The sequence below is a fragment of the Enterobacter sp. JBIWA003 genome, from assembly GCF_019968825.1.
GTDB classification, from domain to species: Bacteria; Pseudomonadota; Gammaproteobacteria; order Enterobacterales; family Enterobacteriaceae; genus Enterobacter; species Enterobacter quasiroggenkampii.
The window spans coordinates 4,630,390-4,655,344 of record NZ_CP074170.1 but is presented as its reverse complement, the minus strand read 5'-3'; the positions used below and the strand labels follow the sequence as shown (position 1 = coordinate 4,655,344).

Genomic DNA, 24,955 nt, shown 5'->3' with positions numbered 1-24,955 from the left:
CCAAAACTAAAAAACCGGGACATCCCGGTTTTTTTACGCCTGTAAAACACTTACTGCTGCGCTGCCGGGCCGCAACCACCGATGATTTTCGAAATGGAGATCGCCGGGTGCAGCAGATAATCGTAGCTGCAATTATTTTTGGTGTTCTGTACGTGACCGGTGCAGGCCGTCAGCGTCGATAACAGGCCAACCAGAACGGCGGCTTTTGCCAGTTTGAACATATGCATTCCTTGTCTAAAAAATGGATGTAATACGAGGGAATAAATGGAAAAGTTCCACTATGCGGGCGGTATGTTATCGGTAGGCGTAAGAGGGGAGTAGTCCGCTTAAGGACTACTCCAGGAAGGGAGAATATGCGTTAGTGATTCGAGAACCAGTTCAGCCTGTCGCGCAGTTCAACCACGCGACCTACCACGATCAGCGCCGGGCTTTCAACCTGCTGCGCCAGCTCGCCTAACTGCGTCAGCACGCCATCCACCACGCGCTGCGTAATGGCGGTGCCGTTTTCGACCAGCGCGACGGGCATATCCGCATTCATACCGTGCTCCAGCAGCTTCGCCTGAATCGTGGCGGCCTGATTGAGCCCCATGTAGAACACCAGCGTCTGCTTTTCGGCGGCCAGGTTATGCCAGTCCAGCTCGCTGCCGGTCTTCAGGTGGCCCGTCACCAGACGCACGCTCTGAGCGTAGTCGCGATGGGTCAGCGGAATGCCAGAGTATGCTGAACAGCCGGATGCCGCCGTAATGCCGGGCACGACAGAGAACGGAATGCCCGCGTCACACAGAGTTTCCAGCTCCTCGCCGCCGCGCCCAAAAATAAACGGATCGCCGCCCTTAAGGCGCACTACGCGTTTACCTTTCTGCGCCTCGCGCAGCAGGATCTGGTTGATCTCCTCCTGCGGCACGCAGTGGTAGCCCGCCCGTTTGCCCACGAAGACGCGGTCGGCATCGCGACGGACCAGATTCATGATGTCATCGGACACCAGACGGTCGTACACCACGATATCGGCCTGCTGGATCTGCTGTAGCCCTTTCAGCGTCAGCAAGCCCGCATCACCGGGGCCTGCGCCCACCAGCACCACTTCGCCGCGATGGTCCAGCGGTTCGCTCAGCAGCTGTTCGGTCGTCTCTTCAACGGCTTTGGTGTCCTGATTCGCCAGCGACTGCGCCAGCCTGTCGTTCACAAAGAATTTTTCCCAGAAGCGACGGCGCTCGCCCACGGTCGCGAAGGTTTGCTTCACGCGTGAACGCAGCTGCCCGGCATAATGCGCAATCTGGCCAAGATGCTGGGGCAACAGGGCTTCCAGTTTTTCCCGCAGCAGACGCGCGAGAACCGGCGAACGTCCCCCGGACGAGACCGCAATCATCAGCGGCGAGCGGTCGATAATCGACGGCATGATAAAGCTGGCCTCTTTCGGCGCATCCACCACGTTGCAGAAGATACGGCGTGCTTCGCAGGCGTCGCTCACGCGCTGGTTCACTTCATCGTCATCCGTCGCGGCAATGGTCAGCCAGCAGGTATCCAGCAGGGATTCATTAAACGCGCCCTGTTCCAGCGTGAGCATCCCTTCCTGGGCCCAAACCTCAAACTGGGGGGCGAAGGACAGGGCATTCACGGTCAGGCGGGCGCCAGCCTCTAACAGCAGGCGCGCTTTGCGCTCGGCCACGTCGCCGCCGCCCACGAGCAGGCAGTCGCGGTTGCGTAATTGACAAAAAATCGGCAGGTGATCCACGACGTTACCTCACAGCATTCATGGCGGGGGAAGAATTGACGTCAGGATAACAGCAGGAATCGTACCGAACATACGGTTTTTCCTGCCGTTACCCATAAGGGGTCATAAGCCTTTCCTGTTGAAAAGGCGAGGGGTTACGCTTTCAGCTGCACCTCGCCGTCCTTCACGCGGACGTCGTAGTGTTTGACCGAGAAGCTTTCATCTTCCATGCAGAGTCCGTCGGTTAAGCGGAAACGCTGCTTTTTCAACGGGCTGGCGACCCACAGTTCACCCTGGTGCTCGGCAATCAGGCCGCGGGAGAGCACGCTGGCCTCAAAGAACGGGTCGATATTGCTGATGGCAAAAACCTGTTCATCGTGGCGAGGGCGGAAAATCGCCACCTGCTCGCTGCCCAGCAGCGCACAGACGCCGGTGGCGGGGAGAATGTCATTAATATTGCAGATGTTTACCCACTGGCTCATGCGTTTTCCTCCACCAGCTTGACCGGAATACGTTCATACGGCGTCGCCGGACGATGCTGTTCGCGCTCCGGCACAACCTGTACGTTCGGGTCGCGCTGGGTGCTGTTGATAAAGTGTTTGAAGCGCGTCTGCGCCGCCGGGGTGTTGACGGTTTCCGTCCACTCGCAGATCACCGCCTCGCGCAGGCGCGCCATCTCCGCTTCCAGATGTTCGTTCAGGCCCAGCTTGTCGTCGATGATGACCGATTTCAGGTAGTCGATGCCGCCCTCGAGGTTATCGAGCCAGGAGGCGGTACGGGTCAGCTTATCGGCGGTACGGATGTAGAACATCATGAAGCGGTCGAGATACTGAATCAGCGTGTCACGATCGAGATCCGCCGCCAGCAGGTCCGCATGGCGCGGTTTCATCCCGCCGTTGCCGCACACATACAGGTTCCAGCCTTTCTCGGTGGCAATAATACCCACGTCTTTACCCTGCGCTTCCGCACATTCGCGGGTACAGCCGGAGACGCCGAACTTCATTTTGTGCGGGGTACGGATGCCTTTGTAGCGGTTTTCCAGCTCAACGCCGAAGCCCACGCTGTCGCCGACGCCGTAGCGGCACCAGGTGCTGCCCACGCAGGTTTTCGCCATGCGCAGCGCTTTAGCGTACGCGTGGCCGGTTTCGAAGCCCGCTTCAATCAGCTGACGCCAGATTTCCGGCAGGTCGTCCTTCTGCGCGCCAAACAGGCCGATACGCTGGGAGCCGGTAATTTTGGTGTAGAGGTTAAATTCACGTGCGATACGGCCCACCGCGACCAGCCCTTCCGGCGTGATTTCACCACCGGCCGAGCGTGGAATCACGGAGTAGGTGCCGTCTTTCTGGATGTTGGCCAGGAAGTTGTCGTTGGTGTCCTGCAGCGGCGTATGCTCGGGCTTGAGCACGTACTCGTTCCAGCAGGAGGCCAGCAGGGAGCCGACGGTCGGTTTACACACTTCACAGCCGTAGCCCTGGCCGTGCTTCGCCAGCAGTTCGTCGAAGGACTTAATGCCTTCCACGCGGATCAGGTGGTACAGTTCCTGGCGAGAATACGCGAAGTGCTCGCACAGGTTGTTGTTCACTTCGATGCCCTGTTTCGCCAGTTCGGCGTTCAGCACCTGAGTGACCAGCGGAATACAGCCGCCGCAGCCAGTACCGGCTTTGGTTTCCGCTTTCAGCGCCGCAACGGTGTGGCACCCTTTGTTGATCGCGGAGATCAGCATGCCTTTGGTCACGTCGAAGCAGGAGCAAATCTGCGCGCTGTCCGGCAGTTTATCCACGCCGATGGACGGCTTGCCGCTGGAGGCGTGCGCCGGGAGGATCAGCGCATCCGGGTTTTCCGGCAGCTCGATGGCGTTGAGCACCAGCTGGAGCAGGTTACCGAAGTCGCTGGTGTCGCCCACCAGCACCGCGCCGAGCAGGGTTTTGTTGTCCTGGCTGACGATGAGTCTTTTGTAGACCTCTTTGCTTTCGTCCAGATAGACGTAGCTGCGGGAATTCGGGGTGCGGCCGTGCGCATCGCCAATACCGCCTACATCCACGCCCAGCAGCTTCAGCTTGGCGCTCATGTCTGCGCCGGTGAAGGCGTTTTCGCTGCCGAGGATATGATCCACGGCGACCTGCGCCATTTTGTAGCCCGGCGCCACCAGGCCGTATACGCGGTTGTTCCAGCTGGCGCATTCGCCGATGGCGTAGATATCCGGATCGGAGGTCTGGCAGGTGTCGTTAATCATGATCCCGCCGCGCTGCGCGACGGCCAGACCGCACTGCGTCGCCAGCTTGTCGCGCGGACGAATACCGGTGGAGAAGACGATGAAGTCCACCTCCAGCTCGCTGCCGTCGGCAAAGCGCATGGTTTTGCGCGCTTCAGTCCCTTCCTGAACGATCTCTTTGGTGTTCTTGCTGGTGTGAACCTTCACGCCCATGCTTTCGATTTTACGACGCAGCTGGTCACCACCCATGTGGTCGAGCTGTTCGGCCATCAGCATCGGGGCAAATTCGATGACGTGGGTTTCCACGCCGAGGTTTTTCAGCGCGCCTGCCGCTTCCAGACCCAGCAGGCCGCCGCCGACAACCGCGCCGCGTTTGCTTCGACGCGCACAGGATTCGATGGCGTTGAGATCTTCAATGGTACGGTAAACGAAGCAATCCTGCGTTTCCGAGCCTTTAATCGGCGGGATCCACGGGTACGAGCCTGTCGCCATGATCAGCTTGTCGTAAAAAACCGTACGGCCAGCACTGGAGTGGATCACTTTTTCCTGACGGTTGATGGTGATAGCGCGTTCGCCCACCAGCACTTTTACGCCATGCTTCTCGTAGAAACCTTCGCGCACCAGAGAGAGCTCTTCGGCGGTATGATGGGAGAAGTAGGAAGACAAGTGCACACGATCGTATGCCTTGCGGGGTTCTTCACAGAACACGGTAATATCGAACTGCTCAGCATCGGCCTTATCGAGAAGATCCTCAATAAAGCGGTGGCCGACCATACCGTTACCGATGATAGCGAGTCTGACTTTGCTCATTATTGCCTCGATTTCTTTTCTATTATTGCCTACCTTAACGATTCAGCAGGGGCGCTTATTGATGCAAATCAAATACGTCTTCGCCTACTCCTTAGGTGGTATATGACTGATTTGTCAGGATTTTTATAAGTGGCGGAAATCGCAGGCTTTTCGTGTTCGTTGAATTTGTGTACAACTCAGGGGCGGTTTTGCAAAAATCGATACGCCTGAATATCAGCTGCGTTTATGAGGGGAAAGGTATGTCTACATCACCGTTATGGCTTGTTCAGAATGTGCGTTTACCGGGTCGGGATGGGCTGTGGCAACTTGCCATCGAGAACGGGCGATTTGGTGACATCACCCCCATGGACGATACCCACGCCGAAAGTTATGAGGTACTGAACGCGCGCGGTGGTCTCGCTCTCCCGCCGTTCATCGAGCCGCATATTCATCTTGATACCACCCAGACGGCGGGGGAGCCGAACTGGAACCAGTCCGGCACGCTGTTCGAAGGCATTGAACGTTGGGCGGAGCGCAAGGCGCTGCTCAGCCATGAGGATGTGAAAGCACGCGCCTGGAAAACGCTGAAGTGGCAAATTGCCAACGGCATCCAGTTTGTTCGTACCCATGTGGATGTCTCTGATCCGACGCTCACCGCCCTGAAGGCGATGCTGGAGGTGAAGCAGGAGGTGGCGCCGTGGGTAACGCTGCAAATCGTTGCGTTTCCGCAGGAAGGTATTCTCTCTTACCCGAACGGCGCGGCGCTGCTGGAAGAGGCGTTAAAACTGGGAGCCGACGTGGTGGGGGCGATCCCGCACTTCGAATTTACCCGGGAATATGGCGTCCAGTCGCTGCACATCGCTTTTGAACTGGCGAAGCAGTATGACCGACCGCTGGATATCCACTGCGATGAAATTGACGACGAACAGTCGAGGTTTGTCGAGACGGTGGCCACGCTGGCGTATGAGGCTGGCATCGGCCCGCGCGTGACGGCCAGCCACACCACCGCCATGCACTCCTACAACGGCGCTTACACCTCGCGGCTCTTCCGTCTGCTGAAGATGTCGGGGATTAACTTCGTTGCTAACCCGCTGGTCAACATCCACCTGCAGGGGCGCTTTGATGACTATCCGAAGCGTCGCGGCATCACCCGCGTGAAAGAGCTGCAGGAGGCGGGCATTAACGTCTGCTTTGGTCACGACGATGTCTTCGACCCGTGGTACCCGCTCGGCACCGGCAATATGCTGCAGGTGCTGCATATGGGGCTACACGTCTGCCAGATGATGGGCTATCCGCAAATCGACAATGGTCTGAATCTGATCACCCATAACAGCGCCCGTACCTTCGGCCTGAGCGATTACGGTATTGAAACGGGAAACCCGGCAAACCTGATTATTTTGCCTGCGGAGAGCGGGTTTGAAGCGGTGCGCTGTCAGGTGCCGGTGCGCTGGTCGATTCGTCAGGGGCGGATTATCGCCACCACGCAACTGGCGCAGACCTGGATCCAGATGGATACCGGAGGAGAAGAGGTCAGTTTCGCCAGAAACAGCCCCTCTGCATAATGCAAAGGGGCGCAGGGTTTAGTGCGATGCCGCTGCCGCGTTGTGCTGGCGGTGGCGGGTCACAAAGCCCAGGATGAAGCACATGATGAACACCACGGCGTACAGACCGTTCGCGGTGTGCAGCGCGGCCAGCGGGCCGCTGTGGGCAACGATCGGGCCCGTCACCACGAAGGTCAGCATAGTGCCGATGGTGCCGCAGGTCAGAACGAAGTTAACCAGCTTCGGCGAGGCCACTTTGGTCTGCAGAGAGCCCAGGGTGATGATCGAGGTGTAGATCGCGCTGGAGAAGAAGCCCAGGGTCAGAATGAACCACGGCATATGTTCCGGGGAACCGTTGATGAACAGATACATCAGCACGGTCGCCAGACCTGCCAGCACGGTCAGAATGCGCTGCAGGTCGAAGAAGCGCAGGATGAAGCTAAACGCCCACATGCCGAACATGTAAGACATCCAGAAATCGCTCACCAGTTTACCCGCATCGTTCAGGCTCATGCCCAGACCTTTGGCGTATTCCGGTACCCAGGAGATAAAGCCCAGCTGGCCCAGGATGTAGCACAAGGCGGCGATGGAGAGGAACAGCACGCCGATACCCCATTTCTCTTTCGCCACAGGCTCTGCCGTGGTTTGCGCTTTCTTGCCCAGTACCGGGAACTCGCAGCCGAAGGTCAGAATAAAGATCGCCACGTAGACCAGCCCAATGCAGGCATAGACCCAGTACCATTCAATGCTGCGGGCCAGCAGAACGGCCGCGACCATCGGGAAGATCATGCCGGCCATGCTGAAGAAGGAGTCGGTAAACAGCAGGCGCGCGCCGCGCTGGCGGCCTTCATACATATGGGTAATCAGGAACGTACCGATCGACATGGTGATCCCGCTAACCAGGCCGAGCACGAACATGGCGGCAGAGAACAGGGCGATGCTGTGGCTCAGCATCAGCCCCGCCACGGCGGCGACCATCAGCACAAAGCCGAAGCGAAGCTGGGTTTTCAGCGGCACGATTTCCATCAGCCAGGCATTCAGGAAGATAGAGATCAGGATCCCCGCGTTGAGGAAGGTGAAGGTGTTACTCATGCTGGAAACGGGCAGCTGGAAGTAGTCTGCGATATTCCCCATCACCATCCCGGTGACGATCACCAACGCGCCGGTCAGGGCGTAGGAGAAGAAGCTGATCCATGTGAGCTTGATGCGATTGCTGTTAGTCATGTCTGGCCTGTTCAGAAAAAGAAAAGCGCCCATTGGGCGCTGAGAGCGGGCAGATTTTAGACATTAAAGTGATCTATTCATATCTTTTAAGAGAAATTAGAAGTTCATTGCAGGTTTTTATGTGATCACGATCACATAAAAAGGCGATAAAACCAATCGTTTGCGTGGTTACAACTGTTTCAATTTCGTAAAATTAGGTAAAAGGCTGGTCTCCGTTCATACTGCTCTTTAGAATCAAGCCATTCGCTTTTTATACTGCGCTTTGTTAAGGAATTCTCATGCTCAAATCAACACTGGCGGCTGTCGCAGCTGTGTTTGCTCTTTCTGCCGTTTCCCCTGCTGCGCTGGCAGCAAAAGGGGACCCTCACGTTCTGCTGACCACCTCCGCCGGGAATATTGAGCTGGAACTGAATAGCCAGAAAGCTCCGGTTTCTGTGAAAAACTTCCTCGACTATGTGAACAGCGGCTTCTACAACAACACCACCTTCCACCGCGTGATCCCGGGCTTCATGATTCAGGGCGGCGGCTTCAACGAGCAGATGCAGCAGAAACAGCCGAACCCGCCAATCAAAAACGAAGCGGATAACGGCCTGCTGAATAAGCGCGGCACGATCTCTATGGCGCGTACCGCGGACAAAGACAGCGCGACCAGCCAGTTCTTCCTCAACGTGGCGGATAACGCCTTCCTTGACCACGGTCAGCGCGACTTCGGCTATGCCGTTTTCGGTAAAATTGTGAAAGGGATGGACGTCGCCGACAAGATTTCTCAGGTGCCTACTCACGACGTCGGTCCGTACCAGAATGTGCCGTCAAAACCTGTCGTGATCCTCTCCGCAAAAGTTCTGCCGTAATTCTTCTGAACGCGGGCTTCTCCTGCCCGCGTGATGTCGCCCTCCCTGCGAAAGCGCGTTTTGCTGCTTATACTTGTGGCAAACGGACTATTCAGGGAGGCGTTAAGTGAAAAAACTCACCGACAAGCAAAAATCCCGTCTCTGGGAGCAGCAGCGTAGCGTCAACTTTCAGGCCAGTTGTCTCCTTGAGAAAGGTAATGGTCCATCGGAGCCCGACATTGAGACCCTGGAGCTTGGGCCTTCCGCGCCCGGGTTACCCCATCTGTGCCTTATTCACCGCCATCTCTACCGCAGAGAGATGAAGCGGGCAGGGGAGTTCCGTACCGACGATATTTTCAAGGGGGATATTCCCTTCTGCCATTTCGAATACATCGAGAAGATGGGGAATGAACTGATGGCGGCGCTGGAAAGCGAAAAGTATCTTGTGGGTCTTGAGAAAGCGGCGTTTGTTGACCGGGTTAGCCACTATTACTGCGAAATCAACATGCTGCACCCGTTTATGCGCGGCAATGGCATTGCCCAACGGGTGTTCTTCGAGCAACTGGCGCTTCACGCGGGTTACGCGCTGGACTGGCGCGATATCGATCCTGAGCAGTGGGTGACCGCTAACCGCAGCGGCGCAACGGGGGATTTAACCGCGCTAAACGCTATCTTTGCCAAAGTAGTGAGCGAAGCGCGGGAATCTGAGTAGAATAGGGCGGCATTTTTTTCGGGAGCCGCCATGATTCTGCTGATTGATAACTACGATTCCTTCACCTGGAACCTTTACCAGTATTTTTGCGAACTGGGTGCAGAGGTGGTTGTTCGTCGCAACGACGAGATCGAGCTCGCCGATATCGAGACGCTGGCTCCGCAGAAAATCGTGATTTCACCCGGCCCCTGCACCCCGTCGGAATCGGGTATTTCGCTGGAGGTTATCCAGCACTATGCCGGCAGGCTGCCGCTCCTGGGCGTCTGCCTGGGTCATCAGGCGATTGCCCAGGCGTTTGGTGCTACCATCGTGCGGGCCGCCAAAGTGATGCACGGTAAAACCTCGCCGGTTACGCACGCGGGCACCGGGGTGTTCACGGGGCTCAATAATCCGTTAACCGTGACGCGCTACCACTCGCTGGTGATTGACCCGCCGACGCTGCCTGACGGCTTTGAGGTGACCGCCTGGAGCGATACGCAGGAGATCATGGGGATTCGCCATCGCGAATGGGATCTCGAAGGCGTGCAGTTCCATCCGGAAAGTATCCTCAGCGAGCAGGGGCACGCGCTGCTGGCAAATTTCCTCCATCGCTGAATATCTGTTGCCTTGTTGTGATTTTTTATGCATATTTTGTGATTATATTTTCACAATCAATGTGACATAAAATGGATGGGCATGACATGGCAACTGAACAACCAGCAATTACCCGCGCAACATTTGATGAAGTGATCCTGCCGATTTATGCACCGGCTGAGTTTATCCCTGTGAAGGGGAAAGGCAGCCGCGTCTGGGATCAGCAGGGTAAAGAGTATGTGGATTTCGCGGGCGGAATTGCGGTCACGGCGCTGGGTCATTGCCATCCCGCGCTGGTGGAGGCGCTGAAAACCCAGGGCGAAACCCTGTGGCACACCAGCAACGTGTTCACCAACGAACCGGCGCTGCGCCTGGGCCGCAAGATCATTGATGCCACGTTTGCCGAGCGCGTGCTGTTTATGAACTCCGGCACCGAAGCCAACGAAACCGCCTTTAAGCTGGCGCGCTACTACGCGACTACGCGCCACAGCCCGTATAAAACCAAAATCATCGCCTTCCATAACGCTTTCCACGGGCGCTCCTTCTTTACCGTCTCCGTTGGCGGCCAGCCGAAGTATTCCGACGGGTTTGGCCCGAAACCGGCCGACATCGTCCACGTGCCGTTTAACGATCTGCACGCGGTAAAAGCGGTGATGGACGATCACACCTGCGCGGTGGTGGTGGAACCTATTCAGGGGGAAGGCGGCGTGACCGCGGCAACCCCGGAGTTCCTGAAAGGGCTGCGCGCGCTGTGCGACGAACATCAGGCGCTGCTGGTCTTTGATGAAGTGCAGTGCGGAATGGGACGTACCGGGGACCTGTTTGCCTATATGCACTACGGCGTGACGCCGGATATTCTGACCAGCGCGAAAGCGCTCGGCGGTGGATTCCCGGTAAGTGCGGTCCTGACGACGCAGGAGATCGCCTCCGCGTTCCACGTCGGTTCTCACGGCTCAACCTACGGCGGTAACCCGCTGGCGAGCGCCGTGGCGGGTGCCGCGTTCGACATCATCAACACACCAGAGGTGTTGAACGGCGTTAGCGCGAAGCGCGAGCTGTTTGTGAAACACCTGAAAAAGATTGATGAGCAGTACGACGTGTTCAGCGAGATCCGTGGGATGGGGCTGCTGATTGGCGCTGAGCTGAAGCCGCAGTACAAGGGCCGCGCGCGTGATTTCCTGCACGCCGCCGCTCGCGAAGGGGTGATGGTGCTCAACGCCGGGCCTGACGTCATGCGCTTTGCGCCGTCGCTGGTGGTGGAAGATAAGGATATTGAAGACGGATTAACCCGCTTTGCCGCGGCGGTTGCGAAGATCGTCCAGCAGAATTAGTACGGCGTTCGTTTCAACACGCGCGTTAACCAAACCCCATGATGCGGACGCTGACGCCATGCCACCGACGAAATGGTGTGCATGGTGTTCAGATGCCCCAGCACGCGCTGTAAATGCTGTTCCAGGGTGCTCATTGGGCCGTGGGTCAGCGTTTCCGGCGCTTCCAGAATATTTGAATCCCCCGACTCACCCGGCGAGTCATACTCCAGACGCTGCTGACACCGCTGCAACGCAATTTCACACGACTGCAAATAGCGCTGCGCCAGATCCGGCGTGAGCATCGTGTGCTCGCGCGCCAGCGTGGTCATAGCGTTAATGTGCTCGACGATAAACTGGCTGTGCGTCACCCAGAGCTTCATATCGGCCAGATAGTGTGAGTTAAAGCCCGGCTCCTGCATCGCCTGGTTGAGCGAGTTAAACAGGGCGTTGTGCGCCTGGTTAACCTTCATGCGCTGATACGCCAGCGGGGAGGGCTGCGGGTCGTCGCTCAGGATCAGGCGAATGGCCTGCTGGTCGGCTTCCAGCGCGTCGTGGGCGTTCTGCCTGAGCAGTCCGCTTTGCCACTGCGGCCAGAGCCAGACCATACCGCCGAAGGCAATCAGGCAGCCGATCAGGGTATCGATCAGCCTGGCGACAATAAACTGTTCGCCATTGAGCGTGAGTAGCTGCAGGGTGTATACCGCCGTCACCGTGAAGCCCACCATCGCCCAGCCGTAGTTTTTGCGGATAATCAGGTAACTCACCAGCGTGATCGCCAGCATCCCTGCCAGGGTGTAGCCTTCCGGCACGTGGAAGTGCAGCGTCACGCCCGCAATGATCAGCCCGGCCATGGTGCCGCCCGCCCGATGCAGAATACGCACCCGCGTGGCGCCGTAGCCGTTCTGGGTGACAAACAGCACGGTCATTAAGATCCAGTAAGGTTTCGGCAGATGCAGCGCCATGCCCATCAGGCTGGCGGTACTGAGCATCACGCTAATTCGTGCGGCGTTGCGCAGGGCGGACGATTTAAGCGACAGATAGCTCCTGAGCGCGGGTAATAACGGCAGCCGTTTTTGTTTATCCGCCATCAGGTCGCGCGGATAGAGCGGGCGCTGGGTGCGCAGCACGCGGGCGATGCGGTTGAAGTGCCAGGCGGCAAACTGGCCGACCGGGTTATCCGGATGCTGACGGGCGATTTTCTCCAGCGCGCCGAGCTGTTTTTCCATGTTAAATCGCGTGGGGTAGCGGTGGTAAAGAATATCGTCTGCCAGCACCCGCAGACGTGCCGAAACGGTCTGCGCGTTCCAGCGGATCACCGCTTCGGCGTGGCTGCGCTCGACCAGCTTTTGCACCTCCTGCGGATGGTGCAGGCTCACGGAGATATGCTCCTGCAGATCCAGCCCGACCTGGAAGGTGCGCAGCAGCCGTTTGTACTCGTGGTTCTTGTTGGCGGCGAGCATATGCAGCTGCTGATAGCACTGGCTTATCAGATCCACCACCTTCTGCTGGCGCGTCAGCAGCGGCGGTAAGGCTTTTTCCGGATCGGTATGCTGGGTCAGCAGGGGGTATTTGGCTTCGCAGTACTCCGCTAGCTGCACATAGAGCAGGCTCAGGGATTCGCGCAGCGGCTGTTCCCGCCACAGCCAGAACCAGAACCAGTTGAACAGCCCGTACCACAGTGTCCCCAGGGCGTAGATCAGCAGCGGCTCCCACACCGGCATATTCCCGGCGAGGCTCAGCGTGAAGATGGCCGCAATCAGCGACGCGGGAAGCAGGCGAGCGTGCAGCGAACTGATTTCCGCCGTGACGCCGAGCGTCATCGCCAGCACGGTCAGGATCAGCGGCAGCGGGATATCACGAGCCAGTAACAGCTGTACGGCGAGGCTACAGCCGGCAAACAGGCAGCCACCAATAATCAGGCGTTTGAAAAAGCGCTTATGCGGCGTGTCCAGACCGGCGATGTTGCAGCAGGCGGGCACGAGGGAAAACAGCAGGCCTTGCTGAAGATGTCCGAGGATCAGGCCGATGGCCACGGGAAGACACAACACCAGCGTTTGTCGCAGTGCGTAGTTAACTTCCGGGTGATAGATCAGCCTGCGCCACATGGGGAGTAGAGACAAAAACGGCGTGACACCTTGCGATGGCACGCCGTTTGAGCGGAATTAACGCGTTCCGTAGACCACGATGGTTTTACCGTGGGCGGAAATCAGGTTTTGATCTTCCAGCATTTTCAGGATACGGCCCACTGTTTCACGGGAGCAACCAACGATCTGACCAATTTCCTGACGGGTAATTTTAATTTGCATGCCGTCCGGGTGGGTCATGGCGTCCGGCTGTTTCGCCAGGTTCAGCAGAGTTTGTGCGATGCGGCCCGTCACGTCCAGGAAGGCGAGGTTGCCCACTTTCTCTGAGGTGACCTGCAGGCGGCGCGCCATCTGGGAAGAGAGACGCATCAGGATGTCAGGGTTAACCTGAATCAGCTGACGGAACTTCTTGTAAGAAATTTCAGCCACTTCACATGCTGTCTTTGCACGAACCCAGGCGCTACGTTCCTGGCCCTCTTCAAACAGGCCCAGTTCACCGATGAAATCGCCCTGGTTCAGATAAGAAAGGATCATCTCTTTCCCTTCTTCATCTTTGATCAGCACTGCCACCGAGCCTTTAACGATGTAATACAACGTTTCCGCTTTTTCACCCTGGTGAATCAGCGTGCTCTTCGATGGGTACTTATGAATGTGGCAATGAGACAAGAACCATTCGAGAGTCGGGTCTGTTTGCGGTTTGCCAAGCACCATGCGCTGTTATCCTCTGTTATAAGCTGTCACCAGAGTCATCAGATGCATCCGGACTCTGGGGTTGCAATCGAATTCTTACCCATACCCTGGGAAGTCGGCTACCGTAACGTTTCGCAGCCAGTAAAGTTTGATGTCCTCTGCATACATGTGTAACGTCAATGTATTACTGTAGCATCCTGAGTGTTTTAGCATAGCTTTCGCCGCGTGTCTCCTGGTGTCTCGCTTCAGCATGATGCAGGTCGCCTTCCATTGCGAGAAATGTAACGCACGCGTAATCTGTCACCAAAAATGCAACGTTGGAGTTTAAGAATATGCAAGCGCGCGTGAAGTGGGTTGAAGGTTTAACGTTCCTGGGCGAATCCGCGTCAGGGCACCAGATTTTAATGGACGGTAACTCCGGCGATAAAGCGCCCAGCCCAATGGAAATGGTGCTGATGGCGGCAGGGGGATGCAGCGCCATTGACGTGGTGTCGATTCTGCAAAAAGGTCGTCATGACGTGACGGATTGTGAGGTGAAACTCACGTCAGAACGTCGCGAAGAGGCGCCACGCCTGTTCACCCACATTAATCTGCACTTTGTGGTCACCGGTAAAGCGCTGAAAGACGCGGCGGTTTCACGTGCGGTGGACCTGTCTGCCGAGAAGTACTGCTCTGTGGCGTTAATGCTGGAGAAAGCGGTAAAAATCACCCATTCGTATGAAGTGATCGAGGCTTAATCTTTTGGCGGGTGGCGCTTCGCTAACCCGCCCTACAAAAGCTACAACTGCACGAACGTAGGCCGGATAAGCGAAGCGCCATCCGGCAACAGACGTCACGCAATCTGCTTTCCTTCCATCAACCGCTCCACCAGCGGCGTCATGATGAGCTCCATCGCCAGCCCCATTTTTCCGCCCGGTACGACCAATGTATTCATGTGAGAAATAAACGAGCCCTGCAGCATCGCCAGCAGCCAGGGGTAATCAATGCCTTCGAGATTGCGGAAATGGATCACCACAAAGCTCTCATCCAGGGATGGGATACTTTTGGCCGCGAACGGGTTGGAGGTATCCACCGTCGGCACGCGCTGGAAGTTGATATGGGTGCGGGAGAACTGCGGCGTCAGGAAGTTGATGTAATCTTCCATGGAGCGCACTACCGAGTCCATCACCGCCTCTCGCGAATGGCCGCGCTCGCTCATGTCACGCGTCAGCTTCTGGATCCACTCCAGGTTAACGATAGGCACCACGCCAACCAGCAGATCCACGTGGCGCGCCACGTCGTGCTGCGGCGTGACCACGCCGCCGTGTAATCCTTCGTAAAACAGCACGTCGGTGGGTTCCGGCAGGGGCTGCCAGGGGGTAAAGGTGCCCGGCACCTGATTCCAGGGAACGGCTTCATCATAGGTATGCAGATACTTGCGGGACTGCCCTTTGCCGCTCTGACCGTACTCAATAAAGGTTTGTTCCAGCAGGCCGAAGTCATTGGCTTCCGGACCGAAGTAGCTGATGTGTTTTCCCAGATCGCGCGCCTTACGGATGGCCATGTCCATCTCCGGACGCGTGTAGCGGTGAAAGCTGTCGCCTTCGACCTCCGCCGCACGGAGATTCAGCTGGGCGAAAATCTTGCGAAATGCGAGGCTGGTGGTGGTGGTTCCCGCACCACTTGACCCCGTAACGGCAATAACCGGATGTCTGGCAGACATAGCAACTCCCTGACTGAAAAGGGTGGAAGATCAGCCGTGAAACGCGTTGCGGGGCATGATATTGACCGTCTCATGCAGCTCTGACCACACCAGCACCACGTCGCCGCTTTTCAGCTGGCGCTTTACATCGTTGACCTTTTGCTCAAGCGAGCGTTCCTGTTCACCATAATCGGTGCCTTCGCGTAATACAAAGCTTTCAATCAGATTATCGAGCGTTTCGGGAGCCAGATCCTGCCAGGGAATAATCATGTTGCACCGTCCAGATAAGGGGTTAGCCAGTCAGGAATACGCGTCTCAAGCCACATTTTCGGGCGGCGCAGCGTGCCGCCGATAAACCCGACGTGGCCGCCGTGCTCGGTCAACTGATAGTGAACGTTGTCGGGCAGGAATTCCTGAGCGGGAATCGAGTGATGATCCATAAATGGGTCATCTTTGGCATGAATGATCAGCGTCGGTTGCGTGATCTTGCTGAGCAACGGCATGGCGCTGCACTGACGATAATAGTCAATCGCATCGGCGAAGCCGTGAATTTTCGCGGTGATCAGATCGTCGAATTCGCGAATGCGGCGTACCTTTTTCAGCTGGCGCAGGCTGACCGGGAGGGTGTCCGGGTAGGCCTTCAGCTTACGCGCCGCGTTGGCCTTCAGCAGGTTGAGCAGGTAGCGCTGATAGACGCGGGAAAAGCCTTTATCCATGTGGTAGCTGCACTGCTCCAGCATGAACGGGGCGGAGACGATGACGGCGGCATCCAGCGGGACGCTTTCCCCCTCTTTAGCCAGCAGGCAGGCCAGCATATTGCCGCCCAGCGAGTAGCCTACGGCCGCGGTGGGTACGGTGCCGAAGTTGTCCCGCAGCCAGTGTAAAAACCACGTGCCGTCTTCGGTTTCACCCGAGTGATAGATGCGTTTCTGACGATTCGGTTCGCCGCTGCAGCCGCGAAAATGCATCACCACGCCGAGCCAGCCGCGCGCTTTGGCCGCCTCAATTAACCCGTGCGCATACGGGCTGTGCAGGCTGCCTTCCAGACCGTGAAAAACCACCAGCCGCGGCTTATGGCGAGCCTGATCAGGCGCTTCGCTCCAGGCGAGATCCAGAAAGTCACCGTCTGGCAGGTCTAGCCGCTGCCAGTGTGGGGTGAATTGCACCTTGCGGCGGATCAGCCGCGGCAGCATGGTCTGCAAATGGCGATTGGCGACGCCGCGCATAGGCACGAACTCAGTGCTGTCTTCGGCTGCAATCTCGAAGCCTGATGGAATGATTTGGGTCATAAGCGCGATGCTGATTCTTGTCGGAAATTAACGATACTTTCCGAATTGTACCCCGTTTAGCCTGGTTTTCCGAAACATGAACTGATCCCGATCACAAATATTTACCTTGATTATTACTCTCAGGCTAATGATTCAGCTCTACGCTTAATTGATGCCTTTCTCACCAGAGCGCACACTTTACTCAACGTTAAGCAAATCAAAATGATTAGCTGAATCAGGAGGTTAATAATGTTATCTGGGCAAACACCCACCCGGCAATGGAACACGCGACGCAGCGAAAAAGCGCGTCGTCTGGCCTCCGTACCGGTGCAGGGAAAGGTACTGCCAACCGGCGATCTCGTCGCCATGCTGGAAAAACTGATCGCGCCAGGCGACAAGGTCGTGCTGGAAGGTAACAACCAGAAGCAGGCCGATTTCCTTTCCCGCTCGCTGGCCGAAGTGAACCCGCAGATCGTCCACGACCTGCATATGATCATGCCGAGTGTTGGCCGTAGCGAACATCTGGATATCTTTGAGAAAGGCATCGCTCGCAAGCTGGATTTCTCCTTCTCCGGGACGCAGAGCCTGCGCATCTCCCAACTGCTGGAGGATGGTCAGCTCGAAATCGGCGCGATTCACACCTATATCGAACTCTACTCCCGTCTCTACGTCGACCTGTCGCCCAACGTGGCGCTGATTGCCGGCTTTAAAGCTGACCGCAAAGGCAACCTCTATACCGGGGCGAGCACCGAAGATACCCCGGCGCTGGTGGAAGCCGCCGCGTTCCACGACGGCATCGTCATCGCGCAGGTGAACGAGCTGGTGGATGACGAGTGTGACCTGCCGCGCGTGGACATTCCGGGCTCGTGGATTGACTTCGTGGTGGTGGCCGATAAGCCGTTCTTTATCGAACCGCTGTTTACCCGCGACCCGCGCCTGATTAAACAGGAACACATCCTGATGGCGATGATGGCCATCAAGGGTATTTATGCGGAACACCAGGTGCAGTCCCTGAACCACGGGATCGGCTTTAACACCGCGGCGATCGAGCTGCTGCTGCCTACCTACGGTGAACAGCTCGGCCTTAAAGGCAAAATCTGTAAACACTGGACGCTGAATCCGCATCCGACGCTGATCCCGGCTATTGAAAGCGGCTGGGTCGAAAGCGTGCACTGCTTCGGCGGCGAGCTGGGGATGGAAGAGTACATCCGCGCGCGTCCGGACGTCTTCTTTACCGGTGCCGACGGCTCCATGCGCTCCAACCGCGCGTTCTGCCAGCTGGCAGGTCAGTACGCGGTGGATATGTTTATCGGCTCAACCCTGCAGGTTGACGGCTACGCCAACTCCTCAACCGTGACCCGTGGTCGTCTGTCCGGCTTCGGCGGTGCGCCAAACATGGGGCACGACCCGCACGGTCGTCGCCACGCCACGCCAGCCTGGCTGAACATGATCACCGAACCTGACCCAATGCAGCGCGGCAAAAAACTGGTCGTGCAGATGGTGGAAACCTTCCAGGCGGGTGTGAAGCCGACCTTCGTGGAAAAACTCGATGCCGTTGACGTGGCGAAAGCCTCCGGTATGCCGCTGGCGCCGGTGATGATCTACGGCGATGACGTCACCCACGTGCTGACGGAAGAGGGGATTGCCTACCTCTATCGGGCGAAAGATCTGGAAGAGCGTCGTGCCATGGTCGCCGCCGTCGCGGGGATCACCGACATCGGGCTGGGCGTAGATGCCAAACGCGTGGCGGAGCTGCGTCAGAGCGGCAAGGTGCTCTATCCGGAAGATATGGGGATCCGCCGCACTGATGCCACCCGCTCTCTGCTGGCGGCAGGTAGCGTGTCTGATCTCGTGGAATGGTCCGGCGGTCTCTATAACCCACCTGCGAAATTCCGGAGCTGGTAATGAAACTTCTCCCCCAGATTCAGGTTGAAGGCGGTGCCGAATGGCTGGCGCGAACCGCCACGCAGTGTCTGATTGACGAAGCACGTTTAAGCCCGAAACCCGGTCTGGTGGACAGTCGGGGGAACGGCGCGCACCACGATTTATCCCTTGCGCTGATGGAGCGCTCCGCGCACAGCCTGACCTCCACGTTTCAGGCGCTGGCGCTGCAAAGCTGGCAGCGCCCGGCAGATATCGCACTTCGGCAAACCGTCGGGCGACTCGGTCGCGAAGGCGAGCAGCAGATGATGGCCGCAACTGGTGGCGTAAACACCCATCGCGGCGCGATTTGGGCGCTGGGGCTGCTGGTCAGCGCGGTGGCGATGCTCGGCGGTGATGCCAGGGCGCAAGACGTCGCCCGCACCGCCGCACAGCTGGCGAGACTGCCGGACGACGCGGCGCCGAAGGTGTTCAGTAAAGGCCTGCGCGCCACGCACCGTTACCGCGTGCCGGGCGCGCGTGAAGAAGCGCAGCAGGCGTTCCCGCACGTTATGCAACGCGCGCTGCCGCAGCTTCGCCTGAGCCGCCTCAACGGCAGCAGTGAAACGCACGCCAGGCTCGACGCGCTGATGGCTATCATGACCTCACTCACCGACACCTGCGTGCTGTCACGTGCCGGAATGGAAGGGCTTGATGCCATGCAGGACGGCGCCCGTGAGGTGCTGAATGCCGGTGGCAGCGCAACGCCTGCGGGCCAGCAGGCGCTGGCGAGGTTAGACCGTCAGATGCTGGCGCTCAACGCCTCACCGGGCGGCGCTGCCGACCTGCTTGCCGCCACGCTGTTTCTCGACCGCGTCGAAACGCCAAATTCAAAGCATTAAGAGGATGTTATGGAAAAAATCACATTGACCGTGCCAGCCAGCCGCACGTTAAGCGGCAGGGCGCTGGCAGGGGTAGTCGGTTCCGGGGATATGGAGGTGCTCTTCACCGCCGAACCGGGCCAGACGTTAACCATTGATATCACCACCTCCGTGGACAACAGCCGGGGGCGCTGGGAGGCGCTGTTCAACCGTCTGCAAACCGTCAGCAGCCTGCCCGCAGGGAAACTGACCATCCACGACTTCGGCGCGACGCCGGGCGTGGCGCGCATTCGTATCGAACAGGTTTTTGAGGGGGCGAGCCATGCGTGATGACAGCAGCTTTATCGAACTGAAAGCGCGCCAGCGCGCGCAGGCCCTGCTCGACGAGGGCAGCTACCGCGAACTGCTGGATCCGTTTGAAGGCATTATTTCTCCGTGGCTTGGGCCACAGGGCATTGTGCCGCAGGCGGACGACGGCATGGTGGTGGCGAAAGGCACCATCAACGGCAAGCCTGCTGTCGTCGTGGCGATTGAAGGCGCGTTCCAGGGCGGCAGCATGGGCGAGGTGTCCGGCGCCAAAATGGCGGCGGCGCTGGAGCTGGCGGCGGAAGATAACCGCAACGGCATTCCGACTCAGGCGGTACTGTGCCTCGAAACCGGCGGCGTGCGTCTGCAGGAGGCGAACCTCGGCCTGGCGGCGATTGCCGATATCCATGCGGCGATTGTGGATCTGCGTCGCTACACGCCGGTTATTGGCATTGTGGCCGGAACCGTGGGCTGCTTCGGCGGGATGTCCATCGCGGCGGCGCTGTGCAGCTACCTGATCGTGACCCGCGAAGCGCGTCTTGGCCTCAACGGCCCGCAGGTTATCGAACAGGAAGCGGGTATTGAGGAGTACGACTCCCGCGACCGTCCGTTTATCTGGAGCATGACCGGCGGTGAAGTGCGCTATCAAAGCGGGCTGGTGGATGCGCTCGTCGGCGACGGTATCAACGCGGTGAAACAGGCGATGAACGACGCGATTGCTAAAGGCGTGCCGGCGAAACATCGCACCGATAACTACGACGATTACCTGAACCGTCTGACGAATTTCGACACCCGCAAACAGGCTGATGCCGAACAGATTAACGCGCTTTTTGCCCGGGAGGTGAAATGATGAGTAACGCAATGAGCCGTGGCGAACGCTGGCTGGACATCCTCGCCCCGAACGCCAAACGTATCGAGGGGCTATGCCCGTCTGTGCAGGCGGCAGACGGCGAGCTAAACGGTGAGGCAGTGCGCTTTGTTGCCGTCGTCCCGGATGCCAACAACCACTTCCCGCGCGCGGCGAAAGGAGAAGTGGGGCTGTTGGAAGGCTGGACCCTGGCGAAAGTGGTCAGTGAAACCGTCGCGGCGGATGCTGACAAACCCGTGAAGCGCCCGATTGTGGCGGTGATCGACGTCCCAAGCCAGGCCTATGGCCGACGCGAAGAGGCGTTTGGTATTCATCAGGCGCTGGCCGGTGCGGCAGCAGCCTATGCGAATGCGCGCCTGGCCGGTCACCCGGTGATTGGGCTTATCGTCGGCAAGGCGATGTCCGGTGCGTTCCTGGCGCACGGCTACCAGGCCAACCGTCTGATCGCCTTTAACGACAAAGGCGTGCTGATCCACGCGATGGGCAAAGAGTCTGCGGCGCGCATCACGCTGCGTACCGTCGAGGCGCTGGAAAAACTGGCGGCGACCATTCCGCCAATGGCCTACGACATCAGCAACTACGCCACGCTGGGGCTGCTCTCTAACCTGCTGGATATCAGCAACCCGGATGCCCCCTCCGATAACGATCTGACGCTGGTGAAATCCACCCTGCAACAGGCCATCAGTGACGCTCGTCAGGACACCACGTTGAAAAACCGTCTGGGTGCTGACAATCGCCGCAGCTCGGCGCTCGTACGCGAACGTATGCGAGCCAGCTGGTAAGTAAAAAGAGACCTGCCAGATGCATCAACCCGTGGGCGCTGTCACGCGCCCACGCGGGAACCTGCATCCTGAAAATAATAATCATCGCGCCAGTGCTAAAACTTTTTTACTACAGGTGATTTATGACTTACGTAATTGTTCATGCTCTTGCACCGATTTTCGTCATCATGCTGCTGGGATTCTGGGCCGGCAAGGCAAAGATGGTCGATAACAAAAATGTTTCCCTGCTTAATATCTTCGTAATGGATTTTGCACTGCCTGCCGCGCTGTTCAGCGCCACCGTGCAAACCCCGTGGACCGGCATCGTTGCCCAGTCGCCCCTGATTCTGGTGTTGACGCTGGCGATGTGGATCACCTATGCGGTCATCTACTTCCTCGCCACCGGCGTCTTTAAGAAATCGCCACAGGATGCGGCCGTGCTGACGCTCACCGTCGCGTTGCCCAACTATGCAGCGCTGGGTCTGCCGATTCTGGGCAGCGTGCTGGGTGAAGGTTCCTCTACGTCGCTCTCCGTCGCGGTCTCCATCGCCTGCGGTTCGGTGCTGATGACCCCGTTCTGCCTGCTCATTCTGGAACGTGAAAAAGCGCGCGCTGAGGGCAATAGCTCCGGCTCAACGCTCTCAATGCTGCCGGTGCTGATGTGGCGTTCCATTAAAAAACCGATCGTGATGGGCCCGCTGCTGGGCGTGATTTTGTCCGCCATCAGCATCAAAATGCCGGAGCTGGTGCTGGCGGCGATCAAACCGCTGGGACTGTCCGCGACCGCTGCGGCGCTGTTCCTGACCGGGGTGATCCTCTCTGCCCGTAAGCTGCAGATTAATACCATGGTCATCACCTCCACGATCGCCAAGCTGCTGATTCAGCCAGCCATCGCCTGGGGTATCGTCTTGATCTTTGGTCTGCACGGCTCCGTGGCGATCACCGCTATCCTGATGATTGCGCTGTCTGCGGGCTTCTTCGGCGTCGTGTTCGGTAACCGCTTTGGCGTGCAGTCGCCGGATGCAGAAGCCGTGCTGCTGTTAAGCTCCGTCCTGTGTATCCTGTCGCTGCCGCTGTTTATCTCGCTAACTTCAGGAATGTAACCATGACCACCCCATTACGCCCGCACGACCTTATCTGGCTTACTTCCCGCGATGCGCTGGAAGGCATCACTGAATCCTGGGTGGAGGCCGCCTGGCATACCGGCCTGCCGGTGGTGGTGCGGCGTGATGTGGATAGCGAAGGCCGGATCCCCGTTGGCGTGCGCGGTTTACGTCGCGACCAGCGGGCGGCCGGATGGGTGAAGCCCGAAAACGTGTTACGCGTGGTTTCACCGGAAGATCTGAGCGTTGCGGCCGAACTGCTGCGCTCGCCCTTTGTGACTCAGCCACCCGTTCAGGTGGCGCTTCAGCTTTCTCAGCAGGCGTGGCCGTGGACATGGGGCATTACCGGCAGTACCGGCTACGCGCTGGCGACCGGTATCCCGGTGATCCATGCCGACAGCGATCTCGATCTGCTTATCCGCGCTCCACTGCCAATCTCACCGGACGCCCTGACGACGTGGCAGTCCCGGCTAAGCCGCGCGCTGTGTCGTGCCGATACGCAGGTGGATACGCCCGAGGGCGGTTTCGCGCTGGCGGAGTGGCTGCGCGACGGCAAAACGCTGCTTAAAACCCGCCGTGGACCGCGCCTGGTGGCGGATCCGTGGCGCAGGGAGGAGTGATGAAAATAGTGTTTACCTTTCCGGGGCAGGGCACGCAGCACGAAGGCATGCTGCAAAACCTGCCGGGAACGGAACTGGCTCAGGCGCGTGAGGTGCTTGGCGCCGAAGTGGATACGCTGGATAGCGCAGACGCGTTAACCCACACCCGCGCGGTTCAGCTTTGCCTGCTAATTGCAGGCGTGGCCTGGGCGCGCGAGCTGGAACGGCGCGGCGTGACGCCGGATATCGTCAGCGGGCTGTCCATCGGCGCTTATCCGGCGGCGGTCATCGCAGGCGCGCTGGACTTCACGGATGCGCTGAAGCTGGTGGCGCTGCGTGGCGATCTGATGGAGCAGGCGTATCCGCACGGCTACGGCCTGACGGCAATTATGGGGCTCACCCTGCCACAGGTGGAAGACCTTATCCAGGGCACCGGGACCTACATTGCCAACCTGAATGCCGAAACGCAGATCGTGATTGCCGGAGCCGATGAAGGGATGGCGGAGGCGGCGTCGCGCGCGCTGGCGAAAGGGGCGAGCAAGGCCAAACGGCTGGCGGTCAGCGTGCCGTCGCACTGCGAACTGCTGACAGCACCCGCGCAAAAGCTGGCAACGGCGTTTGAATCGGTCACGCTTTCACGCCCACGCTGCGCCTACCTGAGTGGCAGCACCGGGCGCGTGCTGTGGCAGCCGGAAAAGATCGCCGACGATCTGGCGATGAACATGGCGCGCACGGTGCGCTGGCAGGAGGCGATGATTTCAGCGAATGAACGCGAAGCCCGGCTGGCGATCGAGATGCCCACCGGCGGCGTACTGACCTGCCTGACGCGTCAGGCACCGTGGGAAGGAGAGACCATTTCGCTGGAGCGCAGCGGGGTGGACGTGGCAGTACATCTGGCTAAGCGACTCCGTGCGTGATGGTTTAGCCCGGTGGCGGCTGCGCCTTACCGGGCCTACAACTGCACGAACGTAGGCCGGGTAAGACGCGACGCGTCGTCACCCGGCACGACCTCAGGCTCCGTCCTGCAAACTGCGGGCATACATCCGCCCTTCGGCGGCCAGCGCCCGCAGGCTTGGATCCTGCTCGCGATTGCGGGCAAAGACGATGGCGATCAGCTGTTGCATCTGGTACGGCTCGGCCAGCTTCAGGAGCTGCACGGAATTCTCATAGACCTTTTTCATTCTGCCCGGCATCAGCGTAAAGCCCACTCCCGCCTGCACCAGACTGAGCATGGAGAAAATGTCATTCACCCGGGTAACAATCTCCGGCTCGAACCCGGCGATATGAAACGCCTCCTGGAAGCCTGCATAGGTGGCGAACCCTTCCGCAAGAGAGACAAATTTCCGATCTTTATAGTCGCGCAAATCGGCCGGGCCGCGGGTATTGAGCGTCGCCGAGGCCGGTGCGGCAAGGAAAATATCGTCGTGGAACAGGGGGAGCACTTCGAGGCTGTTACGGTCGATATCGCTCTCGGAAATGGAGATAAGAATGGCGTCCAGCGAGCCTTCATCCAGCATGTGCAGCAGGGTTTCGTTGGAGCCCATCGTCAGATCCATTTCCAGATCCGGACGACGCAGCTTCATGCCCATGATCAGGCGCGGCACGGTTTCCAGGGTGAGCGAATAGAGCGTGCCCACGCGCAGCCGCCCCTGGCCGATCCCGGCAATTTTGCGCGACGCTTCCAGCCCGCGCTCCATCACCTGCATCACTTCCTGGCAATATTCCAGCAAGGTCCAGGCGGAAGGGAGAGCAATCAGGTTACGCCCCTTGTGGGTAAAGAGCGGACAGCGCACGTTCTCTTCCAGCGTGTGCAGCGCACGGTGAACGCTGACGCCGCTCAGGCCCAGAGTTTCGGCGGTACGCGCGATATTCCCCTTCTCCATAAACGTCATGAAGATGCTGAGCTTGCGGAATGTAATCTCGCTCGTGTTATCGAAACTCATAGCCCTCCC

Annotated in this window: 25 protein-coding genes; 14 read left to right on the top strand and 11 right to left on the bottom strand. The window is 58.6% G+C overall.

Features of this window, described 5'->3' with window-relative positions; translation table 11 throughout:
- Positions 1-50 precede the first annotated feature (50 nt).
- The 4 genes from KGP25_RS22675 to nirB form a co-directional block, all read right to left on the bottom strand.
- The gene (locus KGP25_RS22675) at positions 51-221 is read right to left on the bottom strand and encodes a YhfL family protein (RefSeq protein WP_008503029.1); all 171 of its coding nucleotides are present in this window, start codon (positions 219-221) and stop codon (positions 51-53) included.
- 137 nt (positions 222-358) lie between these two features.
- Entirely contained in the window at positions 359-1,732 is a 1,374-nt protein-coding gene (cysG, locus tag KGP25_RS22670; RefSeq protein ID WP_008503028.1) for a siroheme synthase CysG, read from the bottom strand.
- Between the two features lie 134 nt (positions 1,733-1,866).
- Positions 1,867-2,193: a nitrite reductase small subunit NirD gene (gene nirD, locus KGP25_RS22665; RefSeq protein WP_045909328.1), complete on the bottom strand. Its 327-nt coding sequence runs from the start codon at positions 2,191-2,193 to the stop codon at positions 1,867-1,869.
- Entirely contained in the window at positions 2,190-4,733 is a 2,544-nt protein-coding gene (gene nirB / locus KGP25_RS22660; RefSeq protein ID WP_069720576.1) for a nitrite reductase large subunit NirB, read from the bottom strand. The genes nirD and nirB overlap by 4 nt, the downstream gene beginning before the upstream one ends.
- Before the next feature lie 239 nt (positions 4,734-4,972).
- Between nirB and KGP25_RS22655 the strand changes: the two genes are divergently transcribed.
- Positions 4,973-6,274, top strand: a complete 1,302-nt coding sequence (locus KGP25_RS22655; RefSeq protein ID WP_223539644.1) for a cytosine deaminase — start codon at positions 4,973-4,975, stop codon at positions 6,272-6,274.
- 18 nt (positions 6,275-6,292) lie between these two features.
- Here the strand turns inward: KGP25_RS22655 and tsgA are convergent, their stop codons facing one another.
- Entirely contained in the window at positions 6,293-7,477 is a 1,185-nt protein-coding gene (gene tsgA / locus KGP25_RS22650) for an MFS transporter TsgA (protein ID WP_021242206.1), read from the bottom strand.
- A 278-nt stretch (positions 7,478-7,755) separates the two neighbouring features.
- Between tsgA and ppiA the strand changes: the two genes are divergently transcribed.
- From ppiA to KGP25_RS22630, 4 genes are all read left to right on the top strand, one after another.
- Positions 7,756-8,328, top strand: coding sequence for a peptidylprolyl isomerase A (gene ppiA, locus KGP25_RS22645; protein WP_014885514.1), 573 nt, complete (start codon positions 7,756-7,758; stop codon positions 8,326-8,328).
- A gap of 106 nt (positions 8,329-8,434) precedes the next feature.
- Entirely contained in the window at positions 8,435-9,019 is a 585-nt protein-coding gene (locus KGP25_RS22640; protein ID WP_048027677.1) for a putative adenosine monophosphate-protein transferase Fic, read from the top strand.
- A gap of 30 nt (positions 9,020-9,049) precedes the next feature.
- Entirely contained in the window at positions 9,050-9,613 is a 564-nt protein-coding gene (gene pabA / locus KGP25_RS22635; protein WP_069720577.1) for an aminodeoxychorismate synthase component 2, read from the top strand.
- 86 nt (positions 9,614-9,699) lie between these two features.
- A complete protein-coding gene (locus KGP25_RS22630) occupies positions 9,700-10,923 on the top strand; it encodes an aspartate aminotransferase family protein (RefSeq protein WP_175430186.1) in 1,224 nt (407 codons plus the stop codon).
- Here KGP25_RS22630 and KGP25_RS22625 read toward each other — a convergent pair.
- A complete protein-coding gene (locus tag KGP25_RS22625; RefSeq protein ID WP_223540600.1) occupies positions 10,920-13,007 on the bottom strand; it encodes a YccS/YhfK family putative transporter in 2,088 nt (695 codons plus the stop codon). The genes KGP25_RS22630 and KGP25_RS22625 overlap by 4 nt on opposite strands.
- A gap of 57 nt (positions 13,008-13,064) precedes the next feature.
- Entirely contained in the window at positions 13,065-13,697 is a 633-nt protein-coding gene (crp, locus tag KGP25_RS22620; RefSeq protein WP_000242758.1) for a cAMP-activated global transcriptional regulator CRP, read from the bottom strand.
- A 311-nt stretch (positions 13,698-14,008) separates the two neighbouring features.
- Between crp and KGP25_RS22615 the strand changes: the two genes are divergently transcribed.
- Positions 14,009-14,413, top strand: a complete 405-nt coding sequence (locus KGP25_RS22615) for an OsmC family protein (RefSeq protein ID WP_014885509.1) — start codon at positions 14,009-14,011, stop codon at positions 14,411-14,413.
- A gap of 95 nt (positions 14,414-14,508) precedes the next feature.
- On the opposite strand, the gene KGP25_RS22610 is transcribed toward KGP25_RS22615, so the two are convergent.
- Genes KGP25_RS22610 through KGP25_RS22600 form a run of 3 tightly spaced genes read right to left on the bottom strand, consistent with a single transcriptional unit; the run spans position 14,509 to position 16,646 of the window.
- Positions 14,509-15,378 (bottom strand): phosphoribulokinase, encoded by an 870-nt coding sequence (locus tag KGP25_RS22610; RefSeq protein WP_008503017.1) that lies wholly within the window; start codon positions 15,376-15,378, stop codon positions 14,509-14,511.
- A 30-nt stretch (positions 15,379-15,408) separates the two neighbouring features.
- The gene (locus KGP25_RS22605; RefSeq protein ID WP_008503016.1) at positions 15,409-15,627 is read right to left on the bottom strand and encodes a YheU family protein; all 219 of its coding nucleotides are present in this window, start codon (positions 15,625-15,627) and stop codon (positions 15,409-15,411) included.
- On the bottom strand, positions 15,624-16,646 hold the full coding sequence (locus KGP25_RS22600) for a hydrolase (RefSeq protein WP_045909321.1): 1,023 nt from the start codon (positions 16,644-16,646) through the stop codon (positions 15,624-15,626). The genes KGP25_RS22605 and KGP25_RS22600 overlap by 4 nt, the downstream gene beginning before the upstream one ends.
- A 228-nt stretch (positions 16,647-16,874) precedes the next feature.
- Between KGP25_RS22600 and mdcA the strand changes: the two genes are divergently transcribed.
- The 8 genes from mdcA (at position 16,875) to mdcH (ending at position 23,920) form a co-directional block, all read left to right on the top strand.
- A complete protein-coding gene (gene mdcA / locus KGP25_RS22595; RefSeq protein ID WP_021242210.1) occupies positions 16,875-18,530 on the top strand; it encodes a malonate decarboxylase subunit alpha in 1,656 nt (551 codons plus the stop codon).
- Positions 18,530-19,387, top strand: a complete 858-nt coding sequence (locus KGP25_RS22590) for a triphosphoribosyl-dephospho-CoA synthase (RefSeq protein ID WP_223539643.1) — start codon at positions 18,530-18,532, stop codon at positions 19,385-19,387. Before mdcA ends, KGP25_RS22590 begins: the two co-directional genes overlap by 1 nt.
- Positions 19,388-19,396: 9 nt before the next feature.
- A complete protein-coding gene (gene mdcC / locus KGP25_RS22585; protein WP_196353018.1) occupies positions 19,397-19,696 on the top strand; it encodes a malonate decarboxylase acyl carrier protein in 300 nt (99 codons plus the stop codon).
- Entirely contained in the window at positions 19,689-20,522 is an 834-nt protein-coding gene (locus KGP25_RS22580) for a biotin-independent malonate decarboxylase subunit beta (protein ID WP_021242213.1), read from the top strand. Before mdcC ends, KGP25_RS22580 begins: the two co-directional genes overlap by 8 nt.
- Positions 20,522-21,322 (top strand): biotin-independent malonate decarboxylase subunit gamma, encoded by an 801-nt coding sequence (mdcE, locus tag KGP25_RS22575; protein WP_069720579.1) that lies wholly within the window; start codon positions 20,522-20,524, stop codon positions 21,320-21,322. The genes KGP25_RS22580 and mdcE overlap by 1 nt, the downstream gene beginning before the upstream one ends.
- 122 nt (positions 21,323-21,444) lie before the next feature.
- Positions 21,445-22,404: an AEC family transporter gene (locus KGP25_RS22570; RefSeq protein WP_223539642.1), complete on the top strand. Its 960-nt coding sequence runs from the start codon at positions 21,445-21,447 to the stop codon at positions 22,402-22,404.
- A gap of 2 nt (positions 22,405-22,406) precedes the next feature.
- Positions 22,407-23,024 carry a malonate decarboxylase holo-ACP synthase gene (locus KGP25_RS22565; RefSeq protein WP_045353560.1) on the top strand — a complete coding sequence of 206 codons (618 nt, stop codon included), beginning with the start codon at positions 22,407-22,409 and terminating at the stop codon, positions 23,022-23,024.
- Positions 23,024-23,920 carry a malonate decarboxylase subunit epsilon gene (gene mdcH / locus KGP25_RS22560; protein WP_223539641.1) on the top strand — a complete coding sequence of 299 codons (897 nt, stop codon included), beginning with the start codon at positions 23,024-23,026 and terminating at the stop codon, positions 23,918-23,920. The genes KGP25_RS22565 and mdcH overlap by 1 nt, the downstream gene beginning before the upstream one ends.
- Positions 23,921-24,013: 93 nt before the next feature.
- Here mdcH and KGP25_RS22555 read toward each other — a convergent pair whose 3' ends face one another.
- On the bottom strand, positions 24,014-24,946 hold the full coding sequence (locus KGP25_RS22555; protein WP_045909314.1) for a LysR family transcriptional regulator: 933 nt from the start codon (positions 24,944-24,946) through the stop codon (positions 24,014-24,016).
- Between the last annotated feature and the right edge of the window lie 9 nt (positions 24,947-24,955).